Here is an 8,486-nt window from a genome sequence, read left to right on the forward strand (position 1 = left end):
GCCATGGGCGTCGCCACCAACAAGCCGCAATTGGCGACGCCCATGGCTGTGCCGTTCAGGTGGAAGTGCGTGAGAATCTCCCTGACGCCAGGCATCAGCTTCGTCAAGCCGGTCAGATGTCTGCGGTAGATTGGCGCCATGGCGCGGTTGGCCTCTTCGAGCGCGCTGGCGAGAAGTGGGGCTCCGGATGCCGCGAAAGCCCGTTCGACCAACTTTTTCACGCCGCCACCGATCATGGCCTTGACCTGATCCACGCTGAGCGGCGGCAGGTCGCTGCCGGCCAGCAGTTCGTTGACGGCCGCCGCAATATCGGGCGCCGAATCGATCAGCGTGCCGTCAAGATCGAACAGGATCGCCCTCGGAGACCGAAACGGCCTGCTTGCGCCGACATTCATGCGGCCTCCTTCCATTTGATCGAGCAGCCGATCGAAGCGATCTGGTCAAGCGGTCCGTCGCCGGTTCGGGCAACCTGCTTCATCGCCTCGAACAGATCGCGCCTCAGCCCGGGCGGTCCGGCGTCCCGTCGCGATGCGTCGAGCCGGCCGCGATATTGCAGCGTCAGCTCGCTGTTGAGGCCGAAGAAATCCGGGGTGCATACGGCTCCATAGGCGCGCGCCACTGCCTGGTCCTCGTCGTGGAGGTAGGGGAAGCTGAAGCCGTTCGCCCCGGCGAAGAGCTTCATGTTGTCGAAGGAATCCTCCGGATAGGCCTCCGCGTCATTGGAGTTGATCGCGACAAAGCCGATGCCTTCGACCTTGAGATCGTCAGCGTCACGCACGATGCGCGAAATCACCGCCTTCACATAGGGGCAGTGATTGCAGATGAAGGCAACGACCAGACCGTTGGGACCGGCCTGGCCGAAGATCGAGTGCGACTTGCCGTCGACGCCGGGCAAAACGGCATCGACGGCTTGCCAGCCGAAATCGCAAACGGGTGGGATTGCCGCCATGTCACCCTCCGACGAAACAGTTCACGCGGCTTTTCGCATCGCTCCGTCGGCCGCCTGTCTGATCGCATCGATATTGGCGCGATAGGCAGCCTCCGTGCCGCCCTTGAAGATGGCCGAGCCGGCGACGAGCACATTGGCGCCGGCCGCGGTAACCAGAGGAGCTGTCTCGGGCGTGACGCCGCCGTCGATCTCGATGTCGATCGGACGTCGGCCGACGAGTGCCTTGACCCGCCTGACCTTGTCGATGACCGCCGGAATGAAGGCCTGGCCGCCGAAACCCGGATTGACCGTCATCAAAAGCACCAGATCGAGCCGGTCGAGAACATATTCGATGACGCTCTCCGGCGTCGACGGATTGAGCGACACTCCGGCTTTCTTGCCGAGGCTCCTGATCGCTTGGAGCGAACGGTCGAGATGTGGCCCGGCCTCGGCATGCACCGTAATGATGTCGCAACCGGCATCGGCGAAAGCAGCGAGATAGGGATCGGCCGGCGCGATCATCAGATGACAATCGAAGACCTTGTCCGTTCGATCGCGGATTGTCTTGATCACCGGCGGGCCGAAGGTGATGTTGGGCACGAAATGCCCGTCCATCACGTCGAGGTGGATCCAGTCGGCGCCTGCCCGCACGACCGTTTCGACCTCGTCGCCGAGCCGCGAGAAATCGGACGACAGAACGGAAGGGGCGATGATGGTCTTTCCGGTCATTTGCTTTCTCCTTCCCCGGGATTTAGCGAAAATACCCGGCTGGCGGTGATGTCCTCGGCCGAGATCGTCGACAGCGCCTTTGCGTCGAGCGGTCCGTTGGCGCTCTCGAACAGGCGGTTGGCCTGCCTCAGCCGTGCCCGGTCGAGCGCATTGCGGATCGAGCGGGCGTTGGCGAAATGCGGCTGCCCGCGCCGACGTGCGATGTAGTCGATCATCGCCTGGGTTGCCGCATCATCGAACAGGTAGTTCTGCTGGTCGAGCATCTTTTCGGCGATCCTGAGCAGTTCCTCGTCCGTGTAATCCGGAAAGTCGATGTGATGGGCTATGCGTGAGCGGAATCCCGGATTGCTCTCGAAGAAGCGGTCCATGCGCTGTGCGTAGCCGGCGAGGATGACCACGAGATCGTCGCGCTGGTTCTCCATCACCTGCAGCAGGATCTCGATCGCCTCCTGGCCGTAATCGCGCTCGTTTTCCGGCCGGTAGAGATAGTAGGCCTCGTCGATGAACAGCACCCCGCCCATCGCCTTCTTCAGGATCTCCTTGGTCTTGGGCGCGGTGTGGCCGATATACTGGCCGACCAGGTCGTCGCGCGTCACCGAAACCAGATGACCCTTGCGGATGTAGCCCAGCCGATGCAGCAGGTCGGCCATTCGCAGCGCGACGGTGGTCTTGCCGGTGCCGGGATTGCCGGTGAAGCTCATATGCAGCGTCGGCGTCTCATGCGCAAGGCCCATGCGGCGGCGGGCCCGCTCGACCAGCAGGAGCGCGGCCGTCTCGCGGATGCGTCTTTTGACCGGGGCGAGCCCGATCAACTCTCGGTCGAGCTCGGCCAGGATGTCCTTGACGCCGGACGTTTCGAATTCCTCACGCAGATCGATCGCCGCCGGGACCGCGTTCTGAGGCGCTTCCGTTTCGGCCAAGGCTGGCGCCGACATGGCATTCTCCTCTTGTCGCGATGATCAGCCGTACCTCGTTCCAGCCGGCTTGTCGGCAGCGTAGGGTTTGGTGGTGTAGCGGATCATGCGGCCCGCGGCCTCCTGCCGCTCGAGCCGGTAGCCGGGTTCCTCGGCCGGACGGTTGACGATGAAGGAGAGCTTCACCGATTCCCAGCCATGCGAGGAATCGAAGGCGACAACGCGGATATAGCGGTCGCCATAGAGCTTACGGCATGCGTTCAGCTCCATCATCAGCGCCGCCGCGTCGGGATTGTCGAACATCGGGTGACCCCACATGTCCCAATAGACGTTGCGCGGGTGCGGGTCGTCGGTGAACTCGAGGCTGACGGCCCATTTGTTGTCTATGCAATATTGCACCTGTGCCCGGATCTGGTCGTCGGTCAAGTCGGGCAGGAAGGAAAAGGCCCCTTGGGTGATACGCATGACTGTTCTCCTTATTCGGCTGCCGTTGCCACCGGGACAAAGTCCGGCGTGTCGGTCGAGGCATAGTTGAAGGTCACATCCTTCCAGGTCTCGAGCGCCTGTTTCAGCGGCAGACAGTTCCTGGCCGCGTTCTCCAGGATCTGCGGCCCTTCCCGCACATAGTCGCGGCCCTCGTTGCGGGCGAGGATCATGCATTCGAGGGCAACGCGATTGGCCGTGGCGCCGGCGGCGATGCCCATCGGATGACCGATGGTGCCGCCGCCGAACTGGAGCACGACGTCCTCGCCGAGCAGGTCGATGAGCTGATGCATCTGGCCGGCATGGATGCCGCCCGATGCCACCGGCATCAGCTTGTTGAGCGAGGCCCAGTGCTGGTCGAAGAAGATGCCGTTCTCCAGCTTCATCGGGTTATAGTCCTCGCGGCAGATGTCGTAGTAACCCCTTGTCGTTGCCGGGTCGCCTTCCAGCTTGCCGACCACGGTGCCGGCATGGATGTGGTCGACGCCGGCAAGCCGCATCCATTTGGCGATGACGCGGAAGGAGACGCCGTGCGACTTCTGCCGCGTGTAGGTCGAATGGCCGGCGCGATGGAGGTGCAGGATCATGTCGTTCCTGCGCGCCCACTTCGCCATCGACTGGATCGCCGTGTAGCCGATCACGAGGTCGATCATGACGATGTTGGAGCCGAGTTCCTTGGCGAAGTCGGCCCGTTCGTACATGTCCTCCATGGTGGCCGCTGTGACGTTGAGATAGGTTCCCTTGATCTCGCCCGTCTCGGCCTGCGCCTTGTTGACGGCCTCCATGCAGTAGAGAAAACGCTCACGCCAATGCATGAAGGGCTGCGAGTTGATGTTCTCGTCGTCCTTGGTGAAATCGAGCCCGCCTTTCAGCGACTCGTAGACGACGCGGCCGTAATTGCGCCCGGAAAGGCCGAGCTTCGGCTTGACGGTGGCGCCGAGCAGCGGGCGGCCGAACTTGTCGAGGCGCTCGCGCTCGACGACGATGCCGGTCGCCGGACCCTGGAAGGTCTTCACATATGCGACGGGGAAACGCATGTCCTCCAGCCGCAATGCCTTCAACGGCTTGAAACCGAAGACGTTGCCGATGATCGATGCCGATAGATTGGCGATCGAACCCGGCTCGAACAGGTCGAGGTCGTAGGCGATATAGGCGAAATACTGTCCGGGCGCGTTCGGCACGGGGTCGACCCGATAAGCCTTGGCGCGGTATTTTTCAGATGCCGTCAACCGGTCGGTCCAGACCACTGTCCAGGTTGCGGTCGAGGATTCGCCGGCGACGGCTGCGGCAGCCTCTATCGGGTCGACACCGTCCTGGGGCGTGATCCTGAACACCGAGATTATGTCGGTATCCTTCGGCTCGTAGTCGGGCTCCCAATAGCCCATCTTCTTGTATTCCATGACACCGGATTTGTAGCGGTCCTTACCGGTCACGGTTTCGGATTTGTTGGGCATGAGGCTGGTCCTTTCCTTTTTGGCGGACCGCCGCTCAGGCGGCTTTGGCGGTTGCGATTTGCGGGTCGAGCTTTCCGGCGGCATAGCGTTTCGCCATCTCGTCCATGGCGATGACCTTGATCTTCGAAGCGTTGCCGGCGGTACCGAAGCGTTCGAAACGATCGCGGCAAAGGTCGCGCAAGGCGTCCATGGCGGGCTTCAGGAATTTGCGCGGATCGAATTCGCGCGGATCCTGCGTCGCGACGCGGCGGAACTGCCCGGCCATGGCCATGCGGCAATCGGTGTCGATGTTGACTTTGCGCACGCCGTGGCGGATGCCGCGCTCGATCTCCTCGACCGGAACGCCGAAGGTCTGGGGCATCTCGCCGCCGTGCTTGTTGATGATGTCCTGCAGTTCCTGCGGCACGGAGGACGAACCGTGCATGACCAGATGCGTGTTCGGCAGCTTCTCGTGGATCGCCTCGATCACCTGCATGGCCAGGATGTCGCCGTCCGGCTTGCGCGTGAACTTGTAGGCGCCGTGGGAGGTGCCGCAGGCGATCGCCAGCGCATCGACGCGGGTGGCGGTCACGAAGTCGACCGCCTGATCGGGATCGGTCAAGAGCTGGTCGTGCGATAGTGCGCCCTCTGCGCCGTGACCGTCCTCGGCCTCGCCCTGGCCGGTTTCCAGCGAGCCGAGCACGCCGAGCTCGCCTTCGACGGAAGCGCCGACCCAATGCGCCATGCGCGCGACGCGTTCGGTGATGGCGACGTTATAGTCGTATGTCGCCGGGGTCTTGGCGTCCGCCATCAACGATCCGTCCATCATCACCGAGGTGAAGCCGTGGCGGATCGCCGAAAGGCAGGTGGCTTCGTTGTTGCCGTGATCCTGATGGATGCACAGCGGAATGGCCGGATGGATCTCGGTCAGCGCCTCCATCATCCTGGCGAGCATGATGTCGTTGGCATAGGAGCGGGCGCCGCGCGAGGCCTGGATGATCACAGGCGCGTCGCAAGCGCTCGCCGCCTCCATGATGGCGAGGCCCTGTTCCATGTTGTTGATGTTGAATGCCGGCACGCCGTAGCCGTGCTCGGCGGCATGGTCGAGAAGCTGGCGAAGGGTGATGCGGGCCATTGTCGGTCCTCCTAGATGATGAGCTTCATCGCCGCTGCGGCGACGGCTTCGGGCGTGATGTCGAAATGCTTGTAGAGATCCGGAGCAGGGGCGCTTGCGCCGAAGCCGGTCATGCCGACAAAAGCGCCCGTCTCGCCGATCCAGCGGTCCCAGCCGAGCCGGGCGGCGGCTTCGACCGCGACGCGCGGCGCGGAGCCGAGGACGGACTTGCGGTAGTCCGCATCCTGTTCCTCGAACAGTTCCCAGCACGGCATCGAGACGACGGCGGGGGCGATGCCGTGCTCCCGTTCGAGCCGTTCGGCGGCGGCAACGGCGATCTCGACCTCGGAACCCGTGGCGATCAGCGTCACTGCACGGTGCGCGGACGGCTCGCGCAAGACGTAAGCGCCGCGGCTGGACCGGTTCTCGTCGCTGCGTGCCTGGCGCAGCATCGGCAGGTTTTGGCGCGAGAGCACCAGCACGCTCGGCCGCGTTTCGCTCTTCAGCGCCAGTTCCCAGCATTCCGCGGTTTCGATGATGTCGGCCGGACGGAAGACGTTGAGGTTCGGTGTCGCCCGCAGCATCGCCAGATGCTCGATCGGCTGGTGGGTCGGTCCGTCCTCGCCGAGGCCGATCGAATCGTGCGTCATCACATAGACGACGCGCCGGCTCATGAGCGCCGAGAGCCGCATCGCGCCGCGAGCATAGTCGGCGAAGCACAGGAACGTGCCGCCATAGGGTACGAACCCGCCATGCAGCGCGATGCCGTTCATGGCCGCGGCCATGCCGTGCTCGCGGATGCCGTAGTGAACGTAGCGGCCCCCATAGCCACCCGGCACGATGCGATCCATGCCTTTGGTGATCGTCAGGTTCGAATGCGTGAGATCGGCGGAGCCGCCAACCGTCAGCTCGGTTGCGCCGTTGATCGCGGCAAGCGCCATCTCGGAGGCCTTGCGCGTTGCGACCTTGGTCGCCTTCTCGACATGTTCCTCGCGGAAGGCGGCAAGAGCCTCGAATACCGCATCGGGCAATTTGCCGCCGATCGCACGCTCGAAGGCCTTGCGCCGCGGCGAGGCGGCAAGCCGCTGCTCCCAGGCGCGCCGCGCCGCTTGCCCGCGCTCGGCAATCTCGCGCCAGGCGGAAAGGATGTCGTCCGGCACCTCGAACGGTGCGTAGGCCCAGCCGATGTTTTCTCGCGTCGCGGCAATCTCCGCATCGCCCAGCGGCGCGCCATGCGTCTTTTCCGAACCGCCCAGATTGGGCGCGCCCTTGCCGATTACCGTGCGGCAGGCGATCAGCGATGGCCGATCCGACTGCCGTGCGGCCTCGATTGCCGCGGCGACGGCTTCCATGTCGTGGCCGTCCACCGACTGGACATGCCAGCCGGCGGCTTTGAACCGCGCCGGCTGATCCATCGACGTCGACAGCGAGGTCGGTCCGTCGATGGAGATGGCGTTGTCGTCCCACAGCACGATCAGCCGGGACAGCTTCAGGTGACCTGCGAGGTCGATCGCCTCGTGGCTGATGCCTTCCTGCAGGCAGCCGTCGCCGGCGATCGCGTAGGTGTAGTGGTCGACGAGATCCGCGCCGTGGCGGGCGGCAAGCATGCGTTCGGCCAGCGCCATGCCGACAGCGGTCGAAATGCCTTGTCCGAGCGGACCGGTCGTCGTCTCGATGCCAAGCGCGTGGCCGTGCTCCGGATGTCCGGCGGTACGGCTGCCCAGTTGACGGAACCGCTGCAACTCCTCGATCGGCATGTCCTCGTAGCCGAGCAGGTAATGCAGCGCATATTGCAGCATCGAGCCATGCCCGGCTGAAAGCACGAAGCGGTCGCGATCGGGCCAGTCCGGCGCTGTCGGGTCGATATTGATGAAGCGGCTGACCAGCACCGTCGCGACATCGGCCATGCCCATCGGCATGCCCGGATGTCCGGAGTTGGCCTTCTGCACGCTGTCCATCGCCAGCGCGCGGATGGCGTTCGCCATGTCGCGCTCGGAGGCAGAGGCGGCGACGGACTTCAATGCTGCCAGGCTGGTCATGGCGTCCTCCTCACGACACACGTTTCTTGCGTTCGATCAATTGCAGGATGAGCGGCGTCAGGATCAGCTGCATGGCAAGGTCGAGCTTGTTGCCCGGCACCACTATGGAATTCGGCCGCGACATGAAGGAGTCGTGGATCATTGAAAGCAGGTAGGGGAAATCGATGCCGCGAGGATTGGCGAAGCGGATGACCAGCATCGATTCGTCGGGGGTCGGAATCCAGCGCGCGATGAACGGGTTGGACGTGTCGACGATCGGCACGCGCTGGAAGTTGATCGCGGTCTGCGAGAATTGCGGGACGATGTAGCGGACATAGTCCGGCATGCGGCGCAGGATCACATCCATCACCGCCTCGGTGGAATAGCCGCGCGTGGCGCGGTCGCGATGGATCTTCTGGATCCATTCGAGATTTATGACCGGCACCACGCCGATCTTGAGATCCGCATGCCTGGCCAGGTCGATCTTGTCGGTGACGACGCAGCCATGCAGGCCTTCGTAGAAGAGTAGGTCGCTCGGGGCGAATTCGCGCCAATCGGTGAAATTCCCCGGCGGCGTGCCGTACAGCTTCTCCTCGTCCTCGTCATGGACGTAGGTGCGGGTCCTTCCGGTCCCTCGGCGGCCATATTCCTCGAAAACCCCCTCGAGGATCCCGAGCTCGTTGGCCTCGGCATGGAAGTGGGTGAAGTTCGGGTTGCCTGCCTTTTCCTGCTTGGCGACCTCCACCTTCATCGCCGCGCGGTCGTAGCGATGAAAGGCGTCGCCTTCGATGAAGGCAGCCTCGATGTTCTCGCGCCGGAAGATCAGCTCGAAGATGCGCTTGACCGAGGTTGTGCCCGCGCCCGACG

At 63.8% G+C, this 8,486-nt stretch carries 9 protein-coding genes; all 9 read right to left on the reverse strand.

Annotation, left to right across the window (positions count from 1 at the left end; genetic code table 11):
- Window positions 1–395: HAD hydrolase-like protein (locus EOA29_RS16860; RefSeq protein ID WP_148669384.1), on the reverse strand; the 395-nt coding region annotated here is incomplete at its 3' end.
- Window positions 392–949, reverse strand: coding sequence for a thioredoxin family protein (locus EOA29_RS16865; RefSeq protein ID WP_127221167.1), 558 nt, complete (start codon window positions 947–949; stop codon window positions 392–394). The genes EOA29_RS16865 and EOA29_RS16860, both read right to left, overlap by 4 nt.
- A 21-nt stretch (window positions 950–970) precedes the next feature.
- Window positions 971–1,657 carry a ribulose-phosphate 3-epimerase gene (rpe, locus tag EOA29_RS16870; RefSeq protein WP_127221168.1) on the reverse strand — a complete coding sequence of 229 codons (687 nt, stop codon included), beginning with the start codon at window positions 1,655–1,657 and terminating at the stop codon, window positions 971–973.
- A complete protein-coding gene (cbbX, locus tag EOA29_RS16875; protein ID WP_127221172.1) occupies window positions 1,654–2,577 on the reverse strand; it encodes a CbbX protein in 924 nt (307 codons plus the stop codon). Before cbbX ends, rpe begins: the two co-directional genes overlap by 4 nt.
- 39 nt (window positions 2,578–2,616) lie before the next feature.
- A complete protein-coding gene (locus tag EOA29_RS16880) occupies window positions 2,617–3,036 on the reverse strand; it encodes a ribulose bisphosphate carboxylase small subunit (protein WP_127221169.1) in 420 nt (139 codons plus the stop codon).
- Between the two features lie 11 nt (window positions 3,037–3,047).
- Complete coding sequence (locus EOA29_RS16885; protein WP_127221170.1) at window positions 3,048–4,508, reverse strand: form I ribulose bisphosphate carboxylase large subunit; 1,461 nt, start codon at window positions 4,506–4,508, stop codon at window positions 3,048–3,050.
- 34 nt (window positions 4,509–4,542) lie between these two features.
- The gene (fba, locus tag EOA29_RS16890) at window positions 4,543–5,622 is read right to left on the reverse strand and encodes a class II fructose-bisphosphate aldolase (protein ID WP_126092872.1); all 1,080 of its coding nucleotides are present in this window, start codon (window positions 5,620–5,622) and stop codon (window positions 4,543–4,545) included.
- 11 nt (window positions 5,623–5,633) lie between these two features.
- Window positions 5,634–7,640: a transketolase gene (gene tkt / locus EOA29_RS16895; protein WP_126092873.1), complete on the reverse strand. Its 2,007-nt coding sequence runs from the start codon at window positions 7,638–7,640 to the stop codon at window positions 5,634–5,636.
- Window positions 7,641–7,650: 10 nt separating this feature from the next.
- Window positions 7,651–8,486, reverse strand: an 836-nt coding sequence (locus tag EOA29_RS16900) for a phosphoribulokinase (RefSeq protein WP_127221171.1), incomplete at its 5' end; no start/stop codon positions are given.

The organism is Mesorhizobium sp. M1E.F.Ca.ET.063.01.1.1 (assembly GCF_003998155.1).
GTDB lineage: Bacteria > Pseudomonadota > Alphaproteobacteria > Rhizobiales > Rhizobiaceae > Mesorhizobium.